Source organism: Sorangium sp. So ce385, assembly GCF_051474135.1.
Lineage (GTDB): Bacteria > Myxococcota_A > Polyangia > Polyangiales > Polyangiaceae > Sorangium > Sorangium cellulosum_D.
The window spans coordinates 9,319,430-9,345,757 of the sequence record NZ_CP150337.1; the positions used below are offsets into that span (position 1 = coordinate 9,319,430).

The 26,328-nt window shown below is 71.4% G+C and carries 21 protein-coding genes; 14 read left to right on the forward strand and 7 right to left on the reverse strand.

Going from position 1 to position 26,328, the window contains the following annotated elements; translation table 11 throughout:
• The first annotated feature begins 167 nt into the window (after window positions 1–167).
• A complete protein-coding gene (locus tag WME83_RS33810; RefSeq protein WP_437313836.1) occupies window positions 168–1,031 on the forward strand; it encodes a DUF5131 family protein in 864 nt (287 codons plus the stop codon).
• On the opposite strand, the gene WME83_RS33815 is transcribed toward WME83_RS33810, so the two are convergent.
• Window positions 982–1,248: a DUF433 domain-containing protein gene (locus WME83_RS33815; protein WP_437313837.1), complete on the reverse strand. Its 267-nt coding sequence runs from the start codon at window positions 1,246–1,248 to the stop codon at window positions 982–984. The genes WME83_RS33810 and WME83_RS33815 overlap by 50 nt on opposite strands.
• 215 nt (window positions 1,249–1,463) lie before the next feature.
• Between WME83_RS33815 and WME83_RS33820 the strand changes: the two genes are divergently transcribed.
• The 4 genes from WME83_RS33820 to abc-f all read left to right on the forward strand — a co-directional run bounded on the left by WME83_RS33820 (window position 1,464) and on the right by abc-f (window position 7,792).
• The gene (locus tag WME83_RS33820; protein WP_061623394.1) at window positions 1,464–1,709 is read left to right on the forward strand and encodes a hypothetical protein; all 246 of its coding nucleotides are present in this window, start codon (window positions 1,464–1,466) and stop codon (window positions 1,707–1,709) included.
• Window positions 1,706–2,101, forward strand: coding sequence for a type II toxin-antitoxin system VapC family toxin (locus WME83_RS33825; RefSeq protein ID WP_437313838.1), 396 nt, complete (start codon window positions 1,706–1,708; stop codon window positions 2,099–2,101). Before WME83_RS33820 ends, WME83_RS33825 begins: the two co-directional genes overlap by 4 nt.
• 310 nt (window positions 2,102–2,411) lie before the next feature.
• Entirely contained in the window at window positions 2,412–5,600 is a 3,189-nt protein-coding gene (locus WME83_RS33830) for a CARDB domain-containing protein (protein ID WP_437313839.1), read from the forward strand.
• 266 nt (window positions 5,601–5,866) lie between these two features.
• Window positions 5,867–7,792 (forward strand): ribosomal protection-like ABC-F family protein, encoded by a 1,926-nt coding sequence (gene abc-f, locus WME83_RS33835; protein WP_437313840.1) that lies wholly within the window; start codon window positions 5,867–5,869, stop codon window positions 7,790–7,792.
• Window positions 7,793–7,825: 33 nt separating this feature from the next.
• Here the strand turns inward: abc-f and WME83_RS33840 are convergent, their stop codons facing one another.
• The 4 genes from WME83_RS33840 to WME83_RS33855 form a co-directional block, all read right to left on the reverse strand.
• A complete protein-coding gene (locus WME83_RS33840; protein WP_437313841.1) occupies window positions 7,826–10,000 on the reverse strand; it encodes a catalase in 2,175 nt (724 codons plus the stop codon).
• Window positions 10,001–10,201: 201 nt separating this feature from the next.
• Window positions 10,202–11,302 (reverse strand): sugar ABC transporter permease, encoded by a 1,101-nt coding sequence (locus WME83_RS33845; RefSeq protein ID WP_437313842.1) that lies wholly within the window; start codon window positions 11,300–11,302, stop codon window positions 10,202–10,204.
• A complete protein-coding gene (locus WME83_RS33850) occupies window positions 11,299–12,822 on the reverse strand; it encodes a sugar ABC transporter ATP-binding protein (protein WP_437313843.1) in 1,524 nt (507 codons plus the stop codon). The genes WME83_RS33845 and WME83_RS33850 overlap by 4 nt, the downstream gene beginning before the upstream one ends.
• 198 nt (window positions 12,823–13,020) lie before the next feature.
• The gene (locus WME83_RS33855) at window positions 13,021–13,614 is read right to left on the reverse strand and encodes a hypothetical protein (RefSeq protein ID WP_437313844.1); all 594 of its coding nucleotides are present in this window, start codon (window positions 13,612–13,614) and stop codon (window positions 13,021–13,023) included.
• Between WME83_RS33855 and WME83_RS33860 the strand changes: the two genes are divergently transcribed.
• From WME83_RS33860 to WME83_RS33870, 3 genes are all read left to right on the forward strand, one after another.
• The gene (locus tag WME83_RS33860) at window positions 13,613–13,903 is read left to right on the forward strand and encodes a hypothetical protein (protein WP_437313845.1); all 291 of its coding nucleotides are present in this window, start codon (window positions 13,613–13,615) and stop codon (window positions 13,901–13,903) included. The genes WME83_RS33855 and WME83_RS33860 overlap by 2 nt on opposite strands.
• 310 nt (window positions 13,904–14,213) lie before the next feature.
• Window positions 14,214–15,050, forward strand: a complete 837-nt coding sequence (locus WME83_RS33865) for a hypothetical protein (protein WP_437313846.1) — start codon at window positions 14,214–14,216, stop codon at window positions 15,048–15,050.
• A gap of 2 nt (window positions 15,051–15,052) precedes the next feature.
• Window positions 15,053–16,222 carry a zinc-dependent alcohol dehydrogenase gene (locus tag WME83_RS33870; RefSeq protein ID WP_437313847.1) on the forward strand — a complete coding sequence of 390 codons (1,170 nt, stop codon included), beginning with the start codon at window positions 15,053–15,055 and terminating at the stop codon, window positions 16,220–16,222.
• Window positions 16,223–16,439: 217 nt separating this feature from the next.
• On the opposite strand, the gene WME83_RS33875 is transcribed toward WME83_RS33870, so the two are convergent.
• Window positions 16,440–17,093, reverse strand: coding sequence for a DUF4142 domain-containing protein (locus WME83_RS33875; protein WP_437313848.1), 654 nt, complete (start codon window positions 17,091–17,093; stop codon window positions 16,440–16,442).
• Between the two features lie 457 nt (window positions 17,094–17,550).
• Between WME83_RS33875 and WME83_RS33880 the strand changes: the two genes are divergently transcribed.
• The 5 genes from WME83_RS33880 to WME83_RS33900 all read left to right on the forward strand — a co-directional run bounded on the left by WME83_RS33880 (window position 17,551) and on the right by WME83_RS33900 (window position 23,697).
• Entirely contained in the window at window positions 17,551–19,887 is a 2,337-nt protein-coding gene (locus WME83_RS33880) for a DNA polymerase II (protein WP_437313849.1), read from the forward strand.
• 155 nt (window positions 19,888–20,042) lie between these two features.
• Window positions 20,043–20,738, forward strand: coding sequence for a hypothetical protein (locus WME83_RS33885; protein WP_437313850.1), 696 nt, complete (start codon window positions 20,043–20,045; stop codon window positions 20,736–20,738).
• Between the two features lie 39 nt (window positions 20,739–20,777).
• Complete coding sequence (locus tag WME83_RS33890; RefSeq protein WP_437313851.1) at window positions 20,778–21,278, forward strand: RNA polymerase sigma factor; 501 nt, start codon at window positions 20,778–20,780, stop codon at window positions 21,276–21,278.
• Window positions 21,275–22,108, forward strand: a complete 834-nt coding sequence (locus WME83_RS33895) for a DUF4384 domain-containing protein (RefSeq protein WP_437313852.1) — start codon at window positions 21,275–21,277, stop codon at window positions 22,106–22,108. The genes WME83_RS33890 and WME83_RS33895 overlap by 4 nt, the downstream gene beginning before the upstream one ends.
• The gene (locus WME83_RS33900) at window positions 22,105–23,697 is read left to right on the forward strand and encodes a caspase family protein (RefSeq protein WP_437313853.1); all 1,593 of its coding nucleotides are present in this window, start codon (window positions 22,105–22,107) and stop codon (window positions 23,695–23,697) included. Before WME83_RS33895 ends, WME83_RS33900 begins: the two co-directional genes overlap by 4 nt.
• Before the next feature lie 30 nt (window positions 23,698–23,727).
• Here WME83_RS33900 and pgm read toward each other — a convergent pair whose 3' ends face one another.
• Window positions 23,728–25,374, reverse strand: a complete 1,647-nt coding sequence (pgm, locus tag WME83_RS33905; RefSeq protein ID WP_437313854.1) for a phosphoglucomutase (alpha-D-glucose-1,6-bisphosphate-dependent) — start codon at window positions 25,372–25,374, stop codon at window positions 23,728–23,730.
• Between the two features lie 169 nt (window positions 25,375–25,543).
• On the opposite strand from pgm, the gene WME83_RS33910 reads away from it, so the two are divergent.
• A complete protein-coding gene (locus WME83_RS33910) occupies window positions 25,544–26,308 on the forward strand; it encodes an alpha/beta fold hydrolase (protein ID WP_437313855.1) in 765 nt (254 codons plus the stop codon).
• Window positions 26,309–26,328: the final 20 nt, after the last annotated feature.

A 26,328-nucleotide genomic window follows, 5' to 3' on the forward strand; every position in this document is an offset into this window, starting at 1 on the left:
GGGGCGGAGGGGGGCGAGAGGGCCGTTATGACGCGCGCAGGCCCACGCCGCCGGTGCCTACAACGGCGCCGAGATGGGCGAGGGATAGCCTTGGGGGGGACCTGGCCCCCATACCTGAGATGGCGTACAGTGATGTGACAACATAGACCATCATAGCGACCCGACGCATGAGCGAGCACTCGAAGATCGAATGGACGGATGCCACGTGGAACCCCGTTCGCGGCTGCATCAAGGTGAGCCCCGGCTGCAAGCACTGCTACGCCGAGACGTTCGCCGAACGATTCCGCAACGTGCCGGGGCATCCTTATGAGCACGGCTTCGATTTGCGGCTGATCCCCGACAAGCTCGCCGAGCCTCTTCGTTGGCCAGCATCGAAGAGCGTCTTCGTCAATTCGATGAGCGATCTATTCCAGGATGGAATACCAACCGAATACATCGTCGACGTCGCTCGCGTGATGCAGCGAGCGCCTTGGCACGTCTTTCAAGTACTGACAAAGCGCTCGGAGAGGCTGCGAGATCTGCTCCTGGGTCCCCTGCGATTCGCCTCCCAGCTGCCCCACATATGGTGGGGAGTCAGCGTCGAGGACAAGCAATACGGCCTGCCACGCGTCGATCATCTTCGCGCGGCACCGGGCGCTGTCCGGTTTCTCTCGATCGAACCCTTGCTCGAGGACATCGGAGAGATGGACCTCTCCGGCATCAACTGGGTCATCGTGGGTGGAGAGAGCGGACCTGGCGCACGACCGCTGCTGAGCTCGTGGGTGGAGTCGATCAGGCGACAATGCGACGAAGCTCGCGTACCGTTCTTCTTCAAACAATGGGGAGGCGTCCAGAAGAGCAAAAGCGGAAGAACGCTCAACGACCGGACGTACGATGCGCTGCCCCCGCGCCAGGTCGCGGCGATCCCCGACCGAGCGTCACGCTTGACACTCGTCGACGACGTGGAGCGCGAAGCAAAGAAGTGGTCAAATGCTCCTCTGGTCAAGCTGTCTCGCCGCACATCGCGCGTACGCTCTGTTGCTGCGGAGTGACATGACCGAGGCGGCGGCGTCGCTCGAGTGCCCACACTGGAATACGGGTGCACACGATGCAGGCGTCTCCACCGCAGACGCCGGGCCTCTTCTCGACGCCCGCGACCCCGCGCGTGAGGCCGGGGAGGCCGGGGAAGAGCGCGCGTGCGAGCTGCGCCTTCTCGGCGTCGCTGAATAGCGCGAGCTCGTGCTGGATCTCCTTGAGGGTCACCGTCATGCGCGGAGCGTAGAGGAACACCTTGGCGAAGGAAGCCTGGCCGCGGCGCTCGCCGCGAAGCCGCGCCTCGCGGCCTTACCGCCCGACGTCGAGCAGCGACGGGCGGCCCGGCAGCACCGTTCCCGGCAGAGCCCGTCCTCTCCCCGCCGCGGCCGTCCCGCACGGCCAGCGCGGTGCGGGACGCCTGGTCCGCGCTAGACTCTCGCTGGTCGACCATGGCCAACGCGATCCGCATTCACACCCAGGTCACCTCGGAGACGCTCCACATCCCGGAGCTCTCGGCCCTCGTGGGCAAGAACGTCGAGGTGATCATCCTCGAGGAGGAGCCGGCCCCGCGCAGGCCCACGCCGCCGGCGCGCAAGCTAGGAGCGCTCCGAGGCCTGTTCGACGTCCCGGAAGACTTTGACGCGCCCTTGCCGGAGGACATGCTGCGCGCCTTCGAGGGAGATGGCGAGCGTTGAAGCTGCTCCTCGACACCCACGTGTGGCTCTGGGCGGTGCTCGCCCCGGAGCGCATCGCGAGGACGGCGCGCCAGGCCATCGAGGATCCGCACAACACCCTCCTGATCTCCGCAGCCAGCGCCTGGGAGATCTCGGTCAAGCACGCGAGCGGCAAGCTCCCGCTCCCCGAGCAGCCGGAGGTCCTCGTCCCGCGGGCGATCGTCGCGCTCGACGCGATCGAGCTCCCCGTAACCGCCCGCCACGCGATCTCGTCCGCGGCCTTGCCGTACCATCACCGAGACCCGTTCGATCGCCTCCTCGTGGCCCAGGCGCTCTGCGAGGGCGCAGCGCTCGTCACGGTGGACGAGCTGCTCACCCGGTACAGCGCCACGTTGCTGTGGGCCGGGTCGTGATGGTGCAGCACCCCGGTTGCTGCCCGATCGACCCGCCGGGGCTGCGCCCCCGCTGAGCCCGTCCTCATCCCCGCCGCGGCCGTCCCGCACGGCCCGCGCGGCGCCCTCCCCTGCGCCGCGGACCTCCGCCGCGGGCGACGCCCACCGTGGGCAGAGCTCCCACTCGGCGCACGAACCCGCGCGCGAACGCGCTTCCATGGCGACAGCGCGCCCGTACAATCGCCTCATGCCCACGTGCCCCCGGCGGATAATTCCCCTCGCGCTTCCTTGGTTCCTGTTCGCTGCAGCGGCCTGCAGCAACCCCGAGATCGTGAACAACCCCGGCCAGGGCGGCGAGGGCGGCGGCGGCGGCGGCAGCACGAGCGAAGGCACCGGGTTCGTCGGGACCACCACCGGCAGCGGCGGCGCGGGCGGCGTCGAGAGCGGCTGTGAAGGCGTCAGCTGTCGGCCCGATCAGCACTGCGAGGTCGAGGACGGACAAGGCACCTGCGTCAACAACACCTGCGACGACCTCAGCTGCGACCCGACCGAGCAATGCCAGATGACCCCGGAAGGGGGCGCCACCTGCGTCGATATCAGCTGCCAGAGCGACCTCGAGTGCCCCTTCAACCAGTACTGCAACGGCACGATCTGCGTCGATGACACCTGCACCGCCGGCGAACGGACGTGCGACGGCGAGAGCCTCCTCGTCTGCGTCTCGAACGGCAGCACCACCCGCGAGCTCTTCACGTGCGGCGGAGAGGCGTACTTCGAGAGCACGTGCACCGACGGCGCCGCGGGGAACGCGAGCTGCCCGTGCGAGGACGACTGGGACTGCCCCACCTTCGCCGCCTGCGAGGTCGGCTCCTGCACCGGCACCGGCGACGCGCCCACGTGCCTCCTCGACCCCGTGCCGTTCGAGCGCGTCCTGCCGCAGATCGAGATCCAGTGGGGAGGGGTGAACCGCGCCAACTCGAACGCGGCCGGCAGCCCGTTCCCGACCTCGGCGCAGAACGTCATGACGCCGCTCGTCGCCAACCTCGACGACGACAACGGCGACGGGCTCATCAACGAGCTCGACTTCCCCGAGATCATCTTCACCACGTTCTGCAATTCGGTGTACCAAAATAGCGGGGTCCTCCGCGCGATCCACGGCGGCGGCCCCAACAAGGGGCGCAACTACTTCGCGGTGCTCGGCCCGCTCGTATGGCACGAGGGCGACGCCATCGATGCCCCCTACACCTGCAGCGACGCGACGCTGCTGCCGACCGCCCAGCTCGCCGTCGGCGATCTCGACGCCGACGGCGTCCCGGAGATCGTCGCCGTCACCGAGTCGTATGGGCTCCAGATCTTCAGCAACACGGGCGAGACCCGGGTCCTCGCGAACAACCTCTGGGCCGAGGCGGACGGTTACAACGAGCCGGCGCCGGCGATCGCCAACATCGACGGCGCGGGGCTCCCGGAGATCGTGGTCGGCCAGCACGTGTTCACGCTGCGCTCCGACCCGACGACCCGCGAGCTCTCGATCCTCGACCGCTTCAAGGGCGGCGTTGGCCTGATGAAAGGGGTCCAAGGGGACGCGACGAGGCCGACCAACCCCAACCGGCTCGGCCCCATCACGTGCATCGCGAACCTCAAGGACGACCACCGGCTGGAGATCGTCGCGGGCAGCACCGTCTACGCGCTGCCCCGCCCGCCGACCGGCGTGACGCGCAGGACCGAGTGCGCGCCCCCCTATGCCGACGCCGAGGCGACGGCGTTCTGCAACGGGCAGCTCCTCGTGGTCTGGGACGGGCAGACCGTCAACGGCGCGGGCGACGGCAATACGCAGATCCCGGACACCCGCCGCGACGGGTTCTGCGCCGTGGCCGACATCCTCGGGGCCGACCAGACCGCCGCCCCCGGGCCGAACAACCCGCTCGATCAGAAGCCGGAAGTGATCCTGTTCAACAACGGGTACCTCTTCGTGCTCAACGGGCAGGACGGCACCATCAAGCGCCGGACCGTGATGGGCGTGGGCGCCGAGTTCGACGGCGGGGCGCCGAACGTGGACGACTTCGACGGCGACGGCTTCCCCGAGGTCGGCACGGCGTTCGGCGGGCGCTACGTGATGATCGACCTCCAGGAGCCGACCGCGGAGTGCCCGGCGTGGCCCAACCCGCTCAACGACAACGGCTCGGGCGCAGCCAACCCCCCGCGCACCCCGAACGGGAAGGCGTGCACCACCGACGAGGACTGCAGCGCCACCGGCGCGGCGACCTGCAACACGCAGCGGGGCACCTGCGTCTGCTACCACAACAGCTGGCTGCGCGTCATCGAGGACAACTCCAGCCGCTCCACCGGGTCGAGCGTGTTCGACTTCAACGGCGACGGCGCCGCCGAGGTCATCTACAACGACGAGTGCTATTTCCGCATCTACGACGGCGTGGCCGCGAGCGTCCTGTTCAAGGAGCACTCCCCGAGCCGCACCCGGACCGAGTACCCGGTCGTGGCCGACGTCGACAACGACGGCAACGCCGAGATCGTGTTCGCCACCTCGAACGAGTCCACCAACTGCGACGAGGGCGTCGACTACAACAACGGCCTCGAGGTCTGGGGCGATCCCAACGACCTCTGGGTCTCGGCCCGCCGCATCTGGAACCAGCACAGCTACCACGTGACGAACGTGCTCGAGAGCGGCGGCATCCCCCTGCAGGAGCCCGAGAGCTGGAAGGCGTACAGCGGCCGCGTCTACAACACCTACCGCTCGAACCCGCGGTCGTACGGGATCGCGCCGGACCTCGCGCTCAGCGGCATCCAGATCTCGTCGCCCGACGCGGCCTGCGGCGAGCTCACCGACAACGTCGAGATCACGGTGCGCGTCGACAACCTCGGCGACCTGCGCGTCGGCCCCGGCGTCGTCATCAGCTTCTACGGCAAGTGGGACGCCCCGGAGGTCGACGAGGCGCTCAACGACGAGGCCGGCGCGCCGCTGCAGGCGGTCCTCCAGACCAGCATCGAGCCGCACAGCTCGCTGCTCCTCACGGTGAGCTACAGCGCCGCGAACAACGCGCAGGGGACGCTGCCCGCCCGGCTGCGCGCGGTCGTCGACGAGGGCGCCACCGAGCGCGAGTGCAAAGAGGACAACAACGAGGAGACGGTGGTCGTGGACGACGGCGACGCGCTGCCGGACCTCCAGATCGAGATCGGCCGGGTGACCGACGCGAAGTGCGAGCTGCAGCAGGTCGACGTGCCGACGGTCATCAGGAACGCCGGCTCGGCGCCGGCCAGCGACGTGCGGGTCCGGTACTACGCCGGCGATCCCGGCCAGGGCGGGACGGCGCTCCACGAGGAGGTCGTCCCGGGGCCGATCGCGCCGGGGCAAAGCGTGAACCTCGTCGCCACCATCGACAAGTTCCCGTGGAACCTCTCGATCCTGATCTACGGCGTCGTCGACCCGGACGGCGCGATCGACGAGTGCAACGACGGGAACAACAAGGACGCCGCCTCGGACAAGGTCGTGTGCGAGCGCGTCGATTGACCCGCCGGCGCCCGGCCGCCGGGGCCTCCCGCCTGCGGCCGGGCGCGCGCCGCGCCGCCCCCGCGGCGGCCGGGCGCGCGCCGCGCCCCTGAGGCGCCCGCGGCGGCGCACGAACGGCCCGCTCCCCCGGGGCGCAGTGCTATGCCTGTGGCCCCCGCCGCGCCGCTTCCGGCCGCGCGCGGCGCGGCGCGCGGCTCCTTTCGCCGCGCGCCTCGCGCCGCGCGCCGCGCGCCACGCCGATCCCTCGACCCAAGCCCCCAACCGCCATGCTCGGAACGTCCAACCTCGCGAAATCCTTCGGTGATCGGACCCTCTTCGAGGGCGTCTCGCTCAAGCTCAACGCGGGGTCCCGCTACGGCCTCGTCGGCGCCAACGGCTCGGGGAAGACCACCTTCCTCAAGATCGTGGCCGGCGACGAGCCCGCGACCGAGGGGAGCGTCAGCTTCCCGAAGGACGCCCGCGTGGGCGTGCTCCGGCAGGACCGGTTCCTCAGCGACGACCAGATCATCCTGGATCTCGCGATGATGGGCGATCGCGTCGTCTGGGACGCGCTCGTCGAGTCGCGCCGCCTCGCGGAGGAGGGCGGCGACGCCGGCCGGGTCGCCGACCTCGAGGACCGCATCCGCGCCCACGACGGCTACACGCTGGAGGCGCGCGCGAGCGCCGTCCTGGAGGGGCTCGGCATCCCCGTGGAGGCCCACAGGAGGCCGCTCTCGACGCTGTCGGGCGGCTTCAAGCTGCGCGTGCTGCTCGCGCAGGTGCTCCTCGGCGGCTCGGACGTGCTCCTGCTCGACGAGCCCACGAACCACCTCGACATCCTGTCGATCCGGTGGCTCGAGAAGTTCCTCGCCGGCTACAAGGGGTGCGCCGTCGTCATCTCGCACGACCAGCGCTTCCTCGACAACGTCGCGACGCACATCCTCGACGTCGACTACGAGACGATCACGCTCTACACGGGCAACTACGCCGCGTTCGTCGTCGAGAAGCAGGCGATCCGCGAGCGCAAGCAGGCCGAGATCGCGCGCGCGGAGAAGATCATCGCCGACAAGCGCGCGTTCGTGGAGCGGTTCGGCGCCAAGGCGACCAAGGCGCGCCAGGCGCAGAGCCGGCTCAAGCAGATCGAGAAGATCGAGGTCGAGGAGCTCGCCGACACGTCGCGGCGCACGCCGGTGTTCCGGTTCGCGATCCAGAGGCCGAGCGGGCGCGACGTGCTCGAGGCGCGAGGGATCTCGAAGTCGTACGGCGACAAGCAGGTGCTGCGCGACGTGTCGCTGTCGGTCCGGCGGGGCGAGCGGGTCGCGGTGATCGGGCCGAACGGGCTCGGCAAGTCGACGCTGCTCAAGATCCTCGTGGGCCGCCTCGCGGCCGACGCCGGGGGCGCGTCGTGGGGGCACGAGGTCCGCGTCGGGTACTTCGCGCAGGACCACCGCGAGCTGCTCGTCGACGGCTCGATGACGCCCCTCTCCTTCCTGTGGGCGGCGTGCCCCGACGAGTCGCCGAGCTACGTCCGCGGCCAGCTCGGCAAGGCGCTGTTCTCGGGCGACGAGGTGGAGAAGAGCGTCGGCTCGCTCTCGGGCGGCGAGGCGGCGCGGCTCATCTTCTGTAGGATCATCGTGGAGCGGCCAAACGTGCTCGTCCTGGACGAGCCGACCAACCACCTCGATCTCGAGGCGATCCAGGGGCTCGTCGAGGGGCTCAAGGCGTTCGAGGGGACGGTGCTCTTCGTGTCGCACGATCGGTTCTTCGTGTCCGAGCTGGCGACGCGCATCCTCGAGGTCACGCCGGCCGGGCCGCGCGATTTCCCGGGCACGTACGAGGAGTACCTGGCCGGCTGCGGCGACGATCACCTCGACGCCGACACGGTGGTGCTCAAGGCGAAGCGTGAGCACCAGAGGGCGGCCGCCGCGCCGGAGGCGGGCGGCTCGTGGGAGGAGCAGAAGCGGCGGCGCAACCGGCAGAAGGAGCTGCCCGCGCGGCGCGACAAGGTGCTCGCGGCCATCGAGGCGGCGGAGGCGCGGAAGAAGGCGATCCACGACCTCTATTGCAGCGACGGGTTCTTCGAGCGCACCGGGAAGGCGGAGATCGCGGCGCTCCAGGCCGAGGAAGAGGCGCTCGGGCCGCGCATCGACGCGCTCATGGCCGAATGGGAGCAGCTGGAGCAGGAGATCGCGGAGCTGGGGACAGCGCAGTGATGCCCCCGGCCCCGGTGGTCGTTTAACCGCTCGTCACGCGGGGATCTGCGCGATGTCCTCGCGGTCCCAGTGGCGGTGCTGCGCGATCGCGCGGAGGAGCTCCTGGGTGAACAGGGCGAGGCCCGCGGGGTCGCGCAAGGTGATCACGCCCTTGTCGGACAGGGGCGGCGCCCCGGCCTGCACGTCGGCCAGCGCGACGCCCTGGATGTCCGTCGCCACGAGGAGATCGACCGCATCGCCCGTCGCCCCGATCGCCTTGCAATGCTTGAACGCCTCGTTGACGAAATGCACCGCCTCCCCCGAGGCCGCGAGCGTCGCGACGCTGGCGCGCCCGCCGGGGACGTAGACCGCATCGAACATGACGGACTTCGCCGTGAGCAGCGATCTGTCCGCCTCCACGGCGCTGCCGTCGTCGCCGAGGATCGGCCCGAGCCGCGTCGACACCACCTGCGCGTGCGCGCCGGCCGCCTCGAGCGCCGCCTTCACCGCAGCGAGCTCGGCGACGACGAACCCGTCGGCCACGAGCAGCGCGACGAGCCGGCTCTTCACCGTGTCCTTCACCGTGTTCTCCATGCTGAGCGCCGGCGAGGCGTCCACCGAGCGCTTGCCCGCGGCCTTGCCGCCCTTCGAAGGCACGTGGGGCTGGCCGGCGGGCGGGGCGACGCCGATCCCCTCGGCCACCTGCCGGCCGAGCTCGGTGTCGACCTCGCCGAGCCGCGCGACCATGCGCTCGCGGATGTCCCGGCTCGCCACGTTGCCGAGCTCGAAGCGCGCCGCGCGGATGAGGTGCTTCTTCTCGGGCGCCGAGAGGCTGTTCCAGAAGAGCCTCGCCTGGGTGATGTGATCCTTGAAGCTATCGCTCCGCACGCGCTGCTTGAGCCCGAGCACCCGCTCGGCGTAGTGCACGAACGCGCCCGTCTCCCACGACGCCGTCACCGGACAGCCGCCGGCGAGCGAGTTCGGGACGTAGTGCGCCCGACCCTGCTTGATCCGCTGCTGCATGAAGCCGTCCCGGTTCTGGTTGTGCACCGGGGCCAGCGGGCGGTTGATGGGGATCTGCGGGAAGTTCGGGCCGCCGAGCCGCAGGAGCTGCGTGTCGAGGTACGAGAAGTTCCGGACGTGGAGCAGAGGATCGTCGGTGAAGTCGATCCCGGGCACGACGTTGGCCGTATGGAACGCGACCTGCTCGGTCTCGGCGAAGAAGTTGTCCGGGTTGCGGTTCAAGGTCAGCTTGCCGATGCGGCGCACCGGCACGAGCTCCTCGGGGACGATCTTCGTCGCGTCGAGCAGATCGAAGTCGAAGGCGAACTCGTCCTCTTCCTCGATGATCTGCACGCCGAGCTCATACTCGGGGTAATCCCCCCGCTCGATGGCGTCCCAGAGATCGCGGCGGTGGTAGTCCGGATCCCTGCCGGCGAGCTCCTGCGCCTCGTCCCAGACATGGGCGTGCACGCCGAGGAGCGGCTTCCAGTGGAACTTGACGAAGCGCGATTTGCCCTGCGCGTTGACGAGGCGGAAGGTGTGGACGCCGAAGCCCTCCATCATGCGGAAGCTCCGCGGGATGGCGCGATCCGAGAGCACCCACATCGCCATGTGGGTCGACTCCGGCATGAGCGAGATGAAGTCCCAGAACGTGTCGTGCGCGGACGAGGCCTGCGGGATCTCCCGGTCCGGCTCCGGCTTGATCGCGTGGATCACATCCGGAAACTTGATGCCGTCCTGAATGAAGAAGACCGGGATATTGTTGCCGACGAGGTCGAAGTTCCCCTCCCTGGTATAAAACTTCGTCGCGAAGCCGCGCACGTCGCGGACCGTGTCCGCCGACCCGCGCGAGCCGACCACCGTGGAGAACCGCACGAAGACCGGCGTCCTGACGCTCGGGTCCTGCAGGAACGCCGCCCTCGTGACCTCGGCCATGGACGCGTAGACCTGGAAGTAGCCGTGCGCCCCGGAGCCGCGCGCGTGCACGACGCGCTCGGGGATGCGCTCGTGATCGAAATGCGTAATCTTCTCGCGTAGATGGAAGTCTTCCAGGAGCGCCGGCCCCCGGGCCCCGGCCTTGAGCGAATCGTCGGTGCTGTCGATCCGGATGCCCTGGTCGGTCGAGAGCACCGTGCCCGCCAGGTCCTCTCGGTGAGGCTCCAGGCTATCGATCTTGCTGTGCGCGCTGATCTCCGGGCCCGCGCCCTTCTCGCCTTGCTCGGCCATGCGTCCTCCCCATCCTTCCCGCCGGCTCCCGCCTGCGCAGGTGGCGATTGGATGCGAGAGCCGGGCGCGCGTCGCACCGGGGGGGTGCGCGCCGGGGAGCGGCGGGGAGCGGCAGAGAGGTGGAGTCGCGGGCGGAAGGGGGGTGACGCCGGCGGAAGCGTCGGTGGGCTCCGCCCCTGCGCGTCGCAGGGGCGGCGCGGCTCAGTGGCCGCGGCCCTTGCGGCTCGCCATGTCGATGCCGACGGCGAGGATGAGGATGACGCCCTTGATGATCGGCTGCCAGAAGCTCTCGGTGTTCATCAGGCTCATGCCGTTGTCGAGCGAGGCCATGACCAGCGCGCCGAGCAGCGCGCCCCAGATGGTGCCCTGCCCGCCGAGGAGCGACGTGCCCCCGATGACGGCGGCCGCGATGGCGTCGAGCTCCATCATGCGGCCGGCGTCCGAGGTCGCCGAGCCGACGCGGGCGGTGAGCACGATGCCCGCGATGCCGCACATCACGCCCATCAGCGTGAACACGGCGATGAGGTGACGATTGATGTTGATGCCGGAGTAGAAGGCCGCCTCGCGGTTGCCGCCGATCGCGTAGAGGTGCCGCCCGAACGTGGTGTGCTTCGCCAGCACCGTGAACACGGTCGCGAGCAGGAGGACGAGCAGCACCGGGAACGGGATGCCCTCGTAGGAGTTCATCAGCGCGGTGAACGCGATGGCGAACGCGGCGAGCCCGATCCACGGAAACCGCGCCGTGCCGGTCGCGCGCACGGCCTTGTACAGCAGCACGAGGCAGAGGAGGCCCGCGCCCGCCCAGCCGAGCGTGTGCGGCACGTACGCCTGGCCGACGAACAGGTAGGGGCGCGCCGGCGACACCGAGACGCCGCCGGTGGTGCCGAGGATCGACCCCTGGAAGATGAGCATCCCGCCCAGCGTGACGATGAAGGGGGGAATGCGCAGCCGCGCCACGAGCGTGCCTTGCACGAAGCCGAGCAGCGCCCCGAGGGCGAGCGGCAGGAGGAAGGCGGCCGGCAGCGGCCAGCCGAGGTTCACGTAGATCATCGCCGACGCCGCGCCGAGCAGGCCGGCCATCGCGCCCACCGAGAGATCGATCTGCCCCGCGACGATGACCATCACCATGCCGATGGCCAGGATCGAGGTCACCGACATCTGCCGCGCGAGCAGCGTCAGGTTGCGGGGCGTCACGAACGTCCCGTCGGTGGTAATCGAAAAGGCGATCCAGATCGCGATGAGCGAGCCCACCATCGAGAGGGCACGCCAGGGGATGCGTACGCGAAGCTTCGCCTCGCTCATTCCGTCACCTTCCTCGTTGCTGCAAGCATCACGCGCTCGGCGGTGGCGTCGTTCCGGTCGAGGCAGGCGGTGGCCCTGCCCTGGGAGAGGACCAACACGCGGTGGCTCATGCCGAGCAGCTCCGGCAGATCGGAGGAGATGAGCACCACGGCGAGGCCGTCCGAAGCGAGCTTGTGGATGAGCTGATAGATCTCGGCCTTCGCCCCGACGTCGATGCCCCGCGTCGGCTCGTCGAGCAGGAGCACGCGCGGCCCCGCCATCAGCCATTTGCCGATCACGATCTTCTGCTGGTTGCCGCCCGAGAGCTGGTTCGCGAGCGCGAGCGGCCCCGGCGCCTTGGTCCTGAGCGCCCTCATCTGCTCGACCGCCGTCGCCTCGCGCTCGGCGTGATCGAGGAAGAGCCCCTTCACGAACCGCCGCAGCGTCGCGAGCGTGATGTTGTCGAGGAGGGTCGACTCGAGCACGAGGCCGTAGCGCTTGCGATCCTCGCTGACGAGCGCGATGCCGGCCTCGATGGCCTCGGCGGGCGACTTGAACGGCGGCGACACGGGCCCGCCGCGCACCGAGATCGTGCCGGTGACGCGGCTCTGGGCCGCGCCGAAGATCGTCGAGACGAGCGCGGTGCGCCCGGCGCCCATGAGGCCGCCGATGCCCAGCACCTCGCCGGCGCGCACCTCGAAGCTCACGTCGCGCAGCACGAACCGCCCGGGGTGCCCCGCGTCCTCGACCGACCAGCGATCGACCGAGAGCGCGACCGGGCCCTCCGGCGGCGGCGGGCAGGGGTAGAGGTTCGTCACCTCGCGCCCGACCATGTACGAGATGACCTTGTCGGGCGTGAGCGCGGTCCGCGGCTGCGTCGTGATCGACTTCCCGTCCCGGAGGACGGTGATGCGATCGGCGATCTCGAAGACCTCCTCGAGACGGTGGCTGATGTAGATGCAGGAGACGCCGCGGGCGCGCAGGTCGCGGAGCAGGCCGAGCAGCGTCCTCACGCCGGAGTCGGTCAGTGCCGCCGTGGGCTCGTCGAGGACGAGGATCTTCGCGTCCTTGAGCAGCGACTTCGCGATCTCGACCATCTGCTGCTGGCCGATGCCAAGGTCCTTGATCGGGCGCTCGGGATCGACCTCGAGCCCGACGCGCGCGAGCGCCTGCCGCGCGTCGGCCCGCACCGCGTCCCAGTCGATGAGCCCCCCGCGGACCGGCTCGCGCCCGAGCACCAGGTTCTCGGCCACGGTGAGCTCGGGGACGAGCGCGAGCTCCTGCGCGATGAGCGCGATCCGGTGCTCCTCGGCGCTGCGCATTCCGCTGAACTCGACGACGCGGCCGTTCAAGCGGATCTCCCCGCCGTAGGTGCCCGCCGGGTAGTAGCCGCACAGGATCTTGATGAGCGTGCTCTTGCCCGCGCCGTTCTCGCCGCAGAGGGCGTGAATCTCGCCTTCCTCGAGGTCGAACGACACGCCGTCGAGGGCTTTCACGCCGGGGAACTGCTTCGTTATCGATGCGAGCTCGAGGAGGGGCATTGTCCTGGCGCAGGTGCAGAAGCGCGGCCACGTTTGCCCGGGACGCGCCCGCGATGCAAGCACTTATTTTGCCTGCGCGCGCAGGGGCAGCGCGGCCCGGGCGGTCGCTCGGGCGGCCCGGGGAAGCGCGAAAGGCGCAGACTGAATGAAGGCCCCCGGGCGCGAGGGCGCCCGGGGGGGAGGCCGGCGCGAGGGCGCTCAGTTATAGAAGGCGAGGTCGTCGATGTAGATGTCGAACGACTCCGCCATGCCGACCTGGAACTGGATCGAGTAGAGCTTCGTCGCGTCGATCTCGGTGGTGCCCGCCGGCGTGCCCCAGCCGCCCTGCTTCAGGTCCGCGAAGGGAATGGTGAACTGCTGCCACTCCTCGGAGATGCCGGCGAGCGACTTTTGCCAAGCGTCGCACTCGTCCGTGCAGACGCCGCCGACGGTATCCGTGCCCGGGTCCGTGATCAGGACGCTCGCGGTCGTGCTGGCGCCCGGGCCGACCTTGGCCCAGAACGTGATTCCGGTGTACGCCGAGGCGTCATAGGGCGTCTTCGCTCCGGCATCGCTCTTCAGATCGAAGCCGAACCCGATGCCCCAGCCCGTGAAGCCCGAGCCCCACGAGCGCGCCGCGAACTTGCTCTGCCCGCGCGCCGGCTCGAGAGCCGTCATGGTGAAAGGCGTCTCGCCGGTCCCCGTCGGATCGGGCGGAGGGTTCTGCGTGGCCCCCTCCGTCTTGTCATTGAAGGTGTACCAGTAACCGAGCCGGCCCCCCGCGGCCTCGATGGCGTTGTCGTCGTCCTCCATGTCATCGATCATCTCGAGGGTCTGGGGACCGCCGCCCGAGCCGGTCGTCGCGGAGGTGGTCGAGGCGGCCGTGGTGGTCGAGGTGGTGGAGGGCTCCGTGCTCCCCGTGCTCGTGGTCGACGGGCTCCCGCTGGCCGAAGAGGTGGTGGTGCTGGTGCCGCCGCCGCCGGCGCCGCCCGAGCCACCGTCCCCGTCGTCGCCGCACGCCGCGAAGGCCGCGACCGCAAGACCACACAACGCCAAGTTCAAGCTACGCAGGAAAATTCGATTCTTCATAGCGTCTCCGTAATCTACCTTAGGCTAATCAGGACGTACCTTAAGTCCGGACAACGTGTGAATGAACGACGTCCGGGCGCGCCGAGTATCGCCCGGAATTTCTGACACCGCAACCTTCTTCTTTCCACGCTGCAATCTGCTTTCCTCTTTCCTCTCGCGCGCCGCGATGGGGCCGCTCGCCCGGAGTTCCCGACTCGGGCCGCTCGCAACGGCGGTGGCGTGTCCGGAGGACCGTTGAGACGTGAGCGGCTGGATCATCGCAAGTGGCCGCCTGCTTGCAACGCGCCTTCGCGGGCTCTCTGACGAGGCTCGAGGGGGGAAAGATGGCAAAAAGGAAGGCTGTCCTGCGAGCGCACGCCGCCGCGCAGCGGGCGGGAGAGACCGCGCAGCGGGCGGGAGAGACCGCGCAGCGAGCGGGAGAGACCGCGCAGCGGGCGGGAGAGACCGCGCAGCGAGCGGAAGAGAGCGCGCAGCGGGCGGAAGAGAGCGCGGGCCGGGAGAGGAGCGCGGGCGCGCCGCCGGCAGCGCAGGAGAGGGCCGCGCCCGGCGAGCAGGGGTTCGCCGCGGGGCAGCCCGCGCCGTGCGCGCCGCTGCCGGGGAGGAGCGGAATCGCGAGGCGGCTCTGGAGCCGCGTGGAGACGGCGGCCTACCGCGCCTACGAGCGGATCTCCGGCCTGTCCGAGGATCGGCCGGCCCTCGGGATCCTGGCTGCGGCGCCGGTGTTGCGGGCGCTCGGCGTCCCCGCGCCGCGGGTCGCGAGCAGCGTCACGGTGAGCAGGGCGCGCGCGGCGGTGCTGGGCGCGCTGCGCGACGCGGAGGGCGTGCGGCGGTACCTGCAGCGGATCGCGCGCGTGGAGATGGGCGTGGCCGAGGCGACCTCGACGATCTGGGCGGCCGGCGTGGGAGGCCGGGAGCGCATGCGGACGGGGATCGTGTCGCTCGCCGACGCGCCGGGAGAGCGGGGCACGGAGATCCGGGCGGTCCTGCCGGGCGCGCGGCCGAAGGGGTGGCTCGCGCGGGCGGCCGGCAAGCTGCTCGCGGAGGAGCCGAGGCGGCGGCTGAGGGGCGATCTGCGGCGGCTGAGGCAATGGATCGAGGTCGGCGAGATCCCGACGACGGTGGGGCAGCCGTCCGGCCGGACGGGCCGCGAAAGGACGTGATCATGCGAGCGATCTGCTGGAACGGGGTGAATGACGTCGCGGTCGCGTCGGTGCGGGAGCCGAGGATTTTGAGCCCGCACGACGCCATCGTCCGCGTCTCGCTGTCGTCGGTCTGCGGCTCGGATCTGCACCTGCTCCACGGGTACGTCCCGACGATGAAGGAGGGCGACATCCTCGGGCACGAGTTCCTCGGCGAGGTCGTTGAGACCGGCGCGGAGGTGAAGCGGGTGCGGCGGGGCGATCGGGTCGTGGTGTCGTCGATCATCGGGTGCGGGCAGTGCGCGTATTGCCAGAGCGAGCTGTGGTCGCTCTGCGAGAACTCGAACCCTCACCACGTGGTGGCGGACAGGATCCTCGGGGACACGACGGCGGCGATCTTCGGCTACTCGCACGCCTTCGGGGGGTTCGCGGGGAGCCACGCCGAGTACGTGCGCGTGCCGTTCGCGGATCACGGCGCGTTCAAGGTGCCCGACGGGGTGCGGGACGAGAGCGCCCTGTTCGCGTCCGACGCGCTCACGACCGGCTACATGGGGGCCGAGCTCTGCGACATCCGGCCGGGCCACGTCGTGGCCGTGTGGGGGTGCGGCGGGGTCGGTCAGATGGCGATCAAGAGCGCGTATCTGCTCGGCGCCGAGCGCGTCATCGCGATCGACCGGGTCCCGGAGCGCCTGGCGATGGCGAAGGCGCACGGGGGCGCCGAGGTGCTGAGCTACGCCGAGGTCGACGTGCAGGAGGCGCTCCGCGAGATGACGGGCGGGCGCGGCCCCGACGCCTGCATCGACGCGGTGGGCATGGAGGCCGACGGCGTGGGCCTGCAGTACGCGTACGATCGGGTGAAGCAGACGTTCCGGCTGCAGAACGACCGCCCGCTCGTGCTGCGCGAGGCGATGCTGGCCTGCCGCAAGGGAGGCACGGTGTCGATCATGGGCGTCTATTCCGGGTTCGCCGACAAGATCCCGCTCGGCGCGCTCATGAACAAGGCCCTGATCGTCAGGACCGGACAGCAGCACGGACAGCGGTACATCCCGAGGATGCTCGATCTCATCCAGCGCGGCGACATCGATCCGTCGTACCTCGTGACGCACCGGATGTGCCTGGAGGACGGGCCGCGCGGATACCGGCTGTTCGAGGAGCGCGCGGAGGGGTGCATGCGCGCGGTGTTCGCGCCCTGACGCCCGCATGCAGTGAAAGGAGAGGCCGCAAGGGCGCAAGAGACGCAAGGGCGCAAGAGGCGCAAGAGGCGCAAGAGGCGCAAGAGACGCAAGAGGCGCAAGAGACGCAAAGGAACAGAGTTGGAATCATATTCCTCTCTTCCCCTTGCGTGCCTTGCGCCCTCGCGGTCCTCTCCCCATGAACGGACCTTCGGGGGATTTCGACGTGATCGGCGTTCTAGCGGCCCTGTTGCTGCTTCGCCAGCTTCGCCTGGATCGCCTGCGCCCGCTCCAGGTGGTGAACCACCTGCGCCCGCACGCTCTGGAGCTCCTGCCTCAGGGCCGGCTCCTTCGCCTTCGGGATGAGCTGCTCGTCCAGCATGCGCAGCTGATAGCGGTGCGTCATCACCTGGGCGTTCATGAACGCCTGGTCGAATTTCTGGGCCGGCTGCCGGCGGAGGTAGGCCGCGAAGAGCGGCGCGTGCCCGACGAGCATCGCGCTCACCCGCGTCGGCTGCACCTGGATCCTGTGGCGCCGGAGGAGCGCGGTCAGACGGCGCTCCGCCTGGGTGTGGGCCTCGAGCATTTCACAGGCGAAATCCTTGACCTCGCTCGACCGGGCCTGCTTGCGGCCGATCGTCGCCATGGAGATCTCGAGCTGGTTGCTCGCCGAGACGACCCCGGCGATGGCGCCGTCCGACACCTGTGGTTGCGCGCGCTTCGGGATCGCCTGCTGCGGCCGCTGCTGCTGCGGCCGCTGCTGCTGGGAGATCTGCGCGCCTTGCTGCTGAGCGTAACCTCCCCGCCCGGTCGCGTGCGCAGAGCTGCCGACGACGCTCGCGGCGAGCGCGGCGATCACCGCGACCCGATGCCTGAAATGATGGCGCATCATGGTGGATTCCCTTCCTTGTTTTCCGCGGCGCGCCTCACGGACCGATCCATGGAACACCCGCGGGTCACTACGTCTCCAACATCAAGCAAGCAGCGGACCCGCTCTCGACGGAATCGCCGGGACAGCGCTGCTCACCGCGGCGCGCGAGGGCGCACAGCGAGGGCAGTCGCCGCGCACCCGGGCTGGCCTCCGGCGCCATGTCTCATGCCTTCGCGGGAAGCGATGGATAGGCTGCCGTCATCCCTCCCCGGGACGTCGCCTCCGCGAAAGGCACCCTCTCCGGCGAGCCCCGGCTCCCGGGGCCGCCGCGCTCCTCCGGGAAATCCGTGGCGCCGGGGGTGAGACGGGGCTTGCGGGGGGCCGGTCCCGGTGGTCAAGTGCGGCGTGGCGCGGAGCGGTCCCGGGCCGCCCCGCGCGCCGGCGACGAGCTCGCCCGGAGGCCTCAGCGCACCCGCACATGCCCGACCGCGGCTTCATCCTCACGCCCACGTACCGGGTCGTCGCCGGATGCCCGGAAGTCCATCTGTATGCGGTGATGGAGGACGGCACGCCGGCGCTCGTCATCGAGGACAGGTTCAGGCCGTACTTCTTCGTGCGCGAGCGCGACGCGGACATCGCGCGGCGGCTCGCGGGCAACCGCGTCTCCCCGGAGGCGCTCGAGACGCTCGACGGCGAGCCGGTGCTGCGCGTCTTCGCCGCGCTCCCGCGGGACGTCGCGGCGCTGCGCGACAAGCTCGCCGAGGCCGGCGCCGACGCCCTCGAGGCGGACGTGCGCTTCGCCTACCGCTTCCTCATCGACCGCGGCATCCGCGGGGCGTTCGCGGTCTCCGGGCCGTTCGAGCTGCGCCCGGGCGTCGGGCGCGTGTACAAGAACCCGGAGCTCTTCCCCGCGAGCTTCGTCCCGGCGCTGCGCGTGCTGTCGCTCGACATCGAGACGAGCCTCGACGGCGAGCAGCTCTATGCCATCGCCGTCGCCGGCGCGGGCGGCGAGCGCTGCCTGCTGGTCCGGGACGAGCCCGTCCCGTCCGGCCTGCCCGCCTACGTCGAGCGCTTTCCCGATGAGCGGACGCTGCTCGAGCGGTTCCTCGCGCACGTCGCGGACGCGGATCCCGACGTCCTCACCGGCTGGAACATCCCGGATTTCGACCTGCCGGCGCTCCAGCGCTACTGCCGGCGCGCCGGGCTCTCGTGCGCGCTCGGGCGGGGCCCCGAGGAGGTCTCGATCCTGCGCGACCCGGGCTTCTCGCGCGAGGCGCGCGCCGTGCTCCCGGGGCGCGTGGTGCTCGACGGCCTCGCGCTGCTCCGCAGCGCCTTCATGCGCCTCGAGGATTACCGCCTCGAGACCGCCGCGCAGACGATCCTCGGGCGCGGCAAGCTGTTCAAATCCGACGACCGGGGCGCGCAGATCGAGGCGTCGTACCGGGACGACCCGGCGCTGCTGGCGGCGTACAACCTCGAGGACGCCCGCCTCGTCCGGGACCTCCTGGAGAAGACCGGCCTCATCGAGCTCTCGGTCCGGCGGAGCCTGCTCACGGGCATGCAGCTCGACCGCGTGGGCGCGCAGATCGCCGCGATCGACTCGCTGTACCTGCCCGCGCTCCGCGCCCGCGGCAAGGTCGCGCCGTCGGTGTCGCAGGGGGCGCCGGACGAGGAGGTCGAGATCGCCGGCGGCCTCGTGCTCGAGTCGATCCCGGGGCTGTACCGCAATATCGTCGTCTACGATTACAAGAGCCTGTATCCGAGCCTCATCCGCACGTTCAACATCGATCCGCTCACGTTCGTGGCGGGGGACGGGGCGCCGCCGGAGGCGCTCATCGTGACGCCGGGCGGCGCGGCGTTCCGGCGCGGGGAGCCGGGCATCCTCCCCGAGCTCGTCGCGCGCCTCTGGGACGAGCGGGCCGAGGCGCGACGGGCGGGCGACGAGCGCGGCGCCATGGCGATCAAGATCCTCATGAACTCGCTGTTCGGCGTGCTCGGCTCGCCGGCGTCGCGCCTGTTCTCCCCGGCCGTCGCGAACGCGATCACGAGCGCCGGCCAGCACGTCATCCGGCTGACGGCGGAGGCGGTGCGGAGGGCCGGGCACCGGGTCCTCTACGGCGACACCGACTCGCTCTTCGTCGACATCGGCGAGCCGGACGCCGCGCTCGCCGCCGCCCGCGCCGAGGAGCTCCGCGACGCGGTCTCGGCAGAGGTCGCCGCCGAGATCGCGAGGACCTTCGGGTGCGAGAGCCGGCTGGAGCTCGAGTTCGAGAAGGTCTATGCGCGCTTCTTGCTGCCCGAGCTGCGCGGCGCGACGCAGGGCAGCAAGAAGCGCTACGCGGGCCTCGTCGCCGGCGAGGGCGGCGGCAAGCTCGAGATCGTCGGGCTCGAGGCGGTCCGGCGCGACGCGAGCGCGGTCGCGCGGCGCTTCCAGCGGGAGCTGCTCGAGCTCGTGTTCCACGATCGCCCGGTCGAGGGCTTCGTGCGGACGTTCGTGGCGGAGCTCCGCGCGGGGCGGTTCGACGCGGAGCTCGTCTACAAGAAGGCGCTGCGCAAGCCGCTCGGCGCGTACACGAAGACGACGCCGCCGCACGTGAAGGCGGCGCGCAAGCTGGGCGGGGACGCGGGGCGGATCGTGGCGTACGTGATCACGCGCGCGGGCCCCGAGCCGGTCGGCCAGACGACGGCGCCGCCGGACTACGATCACTACGTGTCGCAGCAGCTCAAGCCGATCGCGGACTCGGTGCTCCGTTGGCTGGGCGGGGCGGACTTCGACGCGATGACCGGCGCGAAGCGGCAGCTGTCGCTGTTCTGAGGCGCGGCGGCGCCCGCGCGGCGCGCCGCGCCGGAAGAGCCCAGCGGCGCGGCCGGCGCTCCGTGCGGCGGGGAGCAGGATTTCGACGCGCGCAGCGTGCCCGAAACCGGGGGCTCGCGTTCCTAACGGCGGTCCTTCAACAAGGGAGTCCCTTCATGAACAGGTTGCCGTTCGTCTCCGCCGTCGCCGCCTCGTCCTTCCTGCTCCTCGCCTGCGACGCGCAGGTCGATCCCGAGTACCGCGGCGAGCCGCTCGCCACGATCCAGGGCGCCATCGTCGACGAGGGCGGCTCGACCGGGGGTCACCTGCGCACGGCCATCCTCAATTACAACTTCCTGGTCGACGACTTCGGGCACGTCGACCTCGCACCGGTGGTCGGGAGCTTTCCCGCCGAGTTCAGGATCGATCTGAACGTACCGCCCCCCGCCGAGGCGCTGAACGACTTCACGCTGGGCGGGACGCGTCCGTCGGAGAGCCGGTTCAGCACCGGGTACATCGCCGTCCTCAGGGAGGGCCTGGACCCGAACGTCGACCCCGCCTCCATTGCCGGCCTCGCCGAGGAGTACATGCTGGTCTATGTCGAGACCGACGTCCAGCCGGGGACCCAGTCGGAGCGGTTCCTGGGCGGCGCGCTCTCGGCCGGATACCACCTGATGAAGTGGGCCCCCATGACCGAGGCCGAGCTGCAGGCCTACGACGCCTGCAAGGCGACGCCAGACCCGAGGAGCTGCGGAGTCGCAGACGGCGGAGACGCAGACGACCGCCTCGTGCCCAACCCGGAGGAGTTCGATTCCGAGGTGACCATCAGGATCGCGCCACCCCGACAGTTCGCCGCCGCGAACCTCTGGTGAGCGCCCAGCGGGTCAGGTCATGTCGCGAATGTGGTTTCGATGGTAGCGTCGGGCCCGGTGCAGGGCGAGCTGGACGTCGAGCGGCTTTACCGGGCCCACGGGCACCACGTGCTCCGCCGGGCCCGCGCGCTGCTCGGCTCGGAGGAGGAGTCGCGCGACGTGCTGCAGGAGGTGTTCCTGTCGCTCGTCCAGTCCCCCGGGCAGTTCGAGCAGCGGAGCTCGCCCGCGACGTGGCTTTACAGCGCCACGACGCACCGCTGCCTCAACCGCATCCGCGACCGCAAGAACCGCGCGCGCCTGCTCGGGTCGGGCATGCCGTCGAGCGACGTCGGCGCCCCGCGCGCGGAGCAGACGGTGCAGGCCGCGCGGCTCCTCGCCGAGCTCCCCGACGAGCTGGCTCAGGCGGCCGTCTACTACTACATCGACGAGAGCACTCATGAGGAGATCGCGACGATCATGGGCTGTTCACGGCGGCACGTGGGCGACCTCCTCGCCCGCGTGAAGCGGTGGGCGGAAGCCCTGGAGAGGAGGCCTGCATGATCCCGTTCGAGAGATCTCGCCCCGAGGGCTGTCCGTCGGATCTGCGCTTCGACCGCCTGCTCGCCGGCGAGCTCGCTGCGGCCGAGGAGCAGGCCACCCGCGCGCACCTCGACGGCTGCGGGCGGTGCGCGGGGCGCCTCGCCGAGATCGAGGCGGGTCGCGCCGCGTTCCTCGCCGCTCCTCCCCCGCTGCGCGCCCCTCCGGCGCCGCCGGCCGCAGCGCCCGCGGTCCGGCGGCTCCGGCCGCGGGCCCTCATCCCCGCCGGGCTCCGCGCGCGGGCCCTCGTCCCCGCCGTCACGGCGGCGCTCGGCGCCGCGGCCGTCCTCGCGGTGGCCCTGAACGTCGGCGTCCAGCCGCGCGAGGAGCAGCGCGGCGACGACCGGGGCGCGCGGCCTCCGCCGGCGGCGCAGGGCGCGCGCATCAAGGGGGGCAGCGGCCGGATCGGGTTCTACGTCGCGCGGGGAGACGCCCTCGCGCCGGGCGGGCCGGGCGAGGTGGTCCACCCGAACGACAGGCTCCAGTTCACCTACTCCACCGTGGACGCGGGCTTCTTCGCCCTGCTCAGCGTCGACGGCGCCCGCAAGGCGAGCGTCTACTTCCCGGCGGGGGACGTCGCGGCGCCCATCGAGCCCGGCGAGCAGGTGCCGCTGCCGAGCAGCGTCGTGCTCGACGAGACGCTCGGCGCGGAGACCGTCTACGGCCTGTTCTGCGAGACCCCCGTCGCCCTCGAGCCCCTCCGCGCCGCGCTCGAGGCCGCGCCGGAGCGCCCTCCCGCGCCCGAGGGCTGCCGCGTCGATCGCGTCTCGCTCGACAAGCGGGCGGCCCGGTGAGCCGCGCCTCGGCGCCGAGGATCACCGCCTTCGCCCTCGCCTGCGCGGCGCTGCTCGCGGCGCAGGCCGCGCTCGCGCGGGTCGAGCGGTACGCGGTGATCGCCGGCAACAACGCGGGCCTCCGGGGCGAGGTCGAGCTGCGGTACGCCGAGGCCGACGCCCTCAAGATGCACGACGTGCTGGTGGGGCTCGGCGGCTTCTCGCCGGCCAATGTGACGCTCCTGCGCGGCGGCAACGCCGAGGCGATGCGCCGCGCCCTGATCTCCATGAACAGCCGCATCCGCCAGGACATCACCGGCGGGGGCGTCGAGGCGGTGCTGGTCGTCTACTACTCGGGCCACGGCGACGCCCGCGCGCTCCACCTGGGCAACACGCTCCTGGATCTCCCGGAGCTGGAGCAGCTCGCGCGCGGCTCCGCGGCGCATTTCCGGCTCGTCGTCGTCGACGCCTGCCGCTCCGGCGCCCTCACGCGCGTGAAGGGCGGGACGGCCGCGCCGCCGCTGACGATCAGGACCGACGCGCGCCTCGCGGGCGAGGGGGTCGTGTTCTTGACGGCGAGCTCGGCCAACGAGGATGCGCAGGAGTCCGATGCGCTGGGGGGCTCGTTCTTCACGCACTACCTCGCCTCGGGGCTCCTGGGCGCGGCCGACGACGACCGGAACGGCGTGGTCACGCTCGACGAGGCCTACCGGCACGTCTCCGAGGCGACCATCCGCGCCACGAGCCGGACGCTGGCCGGGACGCAGCACCCGACGTTCCGGTACGAGCTGCGCGGCCAGGGCAAGCTCGCCCTCACCGCGCTGCCCGCGAGCGCCGCGCACCGGGGCACCGTCGAGCTGCCCGCGGGCAGGACGTACCTGCTCCTGGACGGCGGCAGCCACGGCCCGGTCGTCGCCGAGGTCGCGGCGACGGACGTGTCGCGCCGGCTCAGCGTGAAGCCGGGGCGCTACTTCGTGCGGGGGCGCGGCCAGGATCACCTGCTCGAGGGCGAGATCGCGGTGGAGGCGGGCAAGGCGATCCGCGTGGAGGACGCGATGCTCTCCCGGGCGGAGTACGCGCGCCTCGTGCGCAAGGGCCAGGAGGGCGCGGACGCCACGCACGGCGTGCAGGCGGGCTACCGGCTGCGCACAGCGTTCGACGAGGGCGAGTCGCCGTGCCACGGCGTCTTCGCGGGCTACACGCTCGAGCTCCGCCAGCTCAGCGTCATGCCGCGCCTGGGCGCCTGCCGCGGCGGCTTCGAGAACGACGCGCTGCGGGCGAGCCGCGAGCAGCTCGACCTCGAGGTCCGGGTCGCCCACGCGTGGGACTTTCCCTGGGTGACGCTCGACGTGGGCGTGAGCCTGGGCGCGGGGCTCCTCCGTCAGGAGTTCGAGACGCGGGGGGTGGCCGCGCCGCGGACGAGCTTCGTCGGTTTCCTCGGCAGCGGGCTCGGCCTGACGGTCGACCTGCCGGCGGGGTTCTACCTGCTCGGCCAGGTCGACGCCCAGACCTATTTCTTCCAGCGGGCGAGGCGCGGGTCGGGGGAGAGCGGCCCCGTCAGCGCCGAGTTCGCGGTGCGGCCGCTCGCCGGGCTCGGCAAGCGCTTCTGAGCGCGGCGAGCGCCGCCCGCGCGCCCGCGCTCACTTCGCCGACAGCGCGTCGGCGACCATCGCGCGCGCCTCGTCGAGGATGCGGTCGAGGTGCGCCTGGTCCTTGAAGCTCTCCGCGTAGATCTTGTAGACGTCCTCGGTGCCCGAGGGCCGCGCGGCGAACCAGCCGTTCTCGGCGACGACCTTGAGCCCGCCGATCTCGCCGCCGTTGCCCGGCGCGCGCGTGAGCTTCGCGGTGATCGGCTCGCCCGCGAGGCTCTGGGCGCGCACCGCGTCGGGGGAGAGCTTCTTCAGCACGCTCTTCTCGGCCGGCGTCGCCGGCGCGTCGATGCGGGTGTAGAGCGGCGCGCCGAAGCGCTGGGTCAGGTCGCGGTAGTGCTCGGCCGGGTCGCGGCCGGTGCGCGCGAGGATCTCGGCGGCGAGCAGGTCGAGGATGATGCCGTCCTTGTCCGTCGACCACACCTGCCCGTTCCGCCGCAGGAACGAGGCCCCCGCGCTCTCCTCGCCGCCGAAGCCGAGCGAGCCGTCGAGCAGCCCGTCGACGAACCACTTGAAGCCGACCGGCACCTCGCGCAGCGGCCGGCCGAGGTGCTTCGCCACCCGGTCGATCATGCTGCTCGAGACGAGCGTCTTGCCCACGGCCGCGTCGGCCCGCCACGCGGGGCGGTTCTGGTAGAGGTAGGACACCGCCACGGCGAGGTAGTGGTTCGGGTTCATCAGCCCGGCGCTGCGCGTGACGATGCCGTGGCGATCCGAGTCGGCGTCGTTGCCGAACGCGAGATCGTAGTCGTCCTTGAGCGCGATGAGGTTCGCCATCGCGTACGGAGACGAGCAGTCCATGCGGATCTTGCCGTCGTGATCGAGCGGCATGAAGCTGAAGGTGGGGTCGACGGCCTGGTTCACCACGGTGAGATCCAGCCCGAATTTCTCGGCGATCGGCGCCCAGTACGCGATGTTCGAGCCGCCGAGCGGATCGACGCCGAGGCGCAGCTTCGCGCCGCGCACGGCCTCGAGATCCACGACGTTGCCGAGATCGGCGACGTAAGAGCCGATGTAGTCGTAGGGGTGCGTCGTCGGCGCGTGCAGCGCGGCCTCGTAGGGCATGCGCTTCACGCCCGCGTTGCCGGCGCGGAGCAGCTCGTTGGCGCGGTCCTCGATCCAGCCGGTGACGGCGGTGTCGGCGGGCCCGCCGTTCGGCGGGTTGTACTTGATGCCGCCGTCGTCGGGCGGGTTGTGCGAGGGCGTGATCACCACGCCGTCCGCGAGCTTCGAGGTGCGGCCGCGGTTCTGGGTGAGGATCGCGTGCGAGATGACCGGCGTCGGCGTGACGCCGTTGCGCTCGGCGATGAGGACGTCGACGCCGTTGGCGGCGAGGACCTCGATGACGGAGCGCTGCGCCGGCTCGGAGAGCGCGTGGGTGTCCATGCCGAGGTAGAGCGAGCCCGTGGTGCCCTGCTTCGCGCGGTAGTCGCAGATGGCCTGCGCGACCGCGAGGACGTGCGCCTCGTTGAAGCTGCGCCGCGCGGCCGAGCCGCGGTGGCCGGAGGTGCCGAAGGCGACGCGCTGCTGCGGATCGCTCGGGTCGGGGCGCTCGCTGTAGTACTGCGCGCGCAGCTTGTCCGGATCGATCAGCACATCGGGCGGGGCTTTACGGCCCGCGAGGGGGTGGAGCGCCATGGGCCCCCGCATAGCCGAGCGCGCGGGACGAGCCAACCCTTCCACGAGGCGCCGGGGGACGCCGCGGGGCGCGCGGGGGACGCCGCGGGGCGCGCGGGGGCGCCGACGCGACGCCGCGGGCGCCGCGCGCGGCCGCCGCGCTGGATTGCCGCCCGGCCGAGGCTCGGCGATGCTCGCGCCGGTGACCGCGCCGCTGCGGCTCTTGCTCCTCCCGGGCCTCGACGGCACCGGCGCGCTCTTCGCGCCGTTCGTCGAGGCGCTGTCCGCCGAGTCCGCCGACATCGCGCCGGAGGTGGTCTCCTACCCTGCCGACCGGGCGCTCGACTACGACGCGCTCGAGGCGCTGGTCGCGGCGCGCCTGCCCGCGGACGGGCCGTACGCGCTGCTCGGCGAGTCGTTCTCGGGGCCGCTCGCGCTCCGGCTGGCCTGCCGGCGCGCCGGCCAGCTCGTCGGCGTGGCGCTCGTCGCCACCTTCGTCACGAACCCGGTGTGGCTCGTCCCGTCGCTCGCGCGGCACCTCGTCGGCCCGTGGCTCTTCCGCCGCCGCGCCCCGGAGCTCGTCGCGCGGCGCTACCTCGTCGGCGCGCGCGCCGACGCCGCGTGGCTCGAGCGCGTGGCCGCGAACGTCGAGACCGTCGATCCCGCGGTGATGGCGGCGCGCGTGCGCGAGGTGCTCTCGGTCGACGCGCGCGCGCCGCTCCAGCGCTGCGCCGCGCCGCTGCTCTACCTGGGCGCCGCGGGCGACGCGCTGGTGCCGCCGCGCGTGCTGCGCGAGCTCCGCCGGCTGCGGCCCGACCTGGAGTGCGTCACGGTCGACGCCCCGCACCTCGTGCTGCAGCTCGCGCCGGAGGCGTCGGCGCGGGCGATCGCGGGCTTCCTGAGGCGCGCGGCCGCGAAGGTGGGCGGCCTGGAGACCGCGTCGCCCCGCCGCTAGGAGAGCGCGTCGAGCTCATC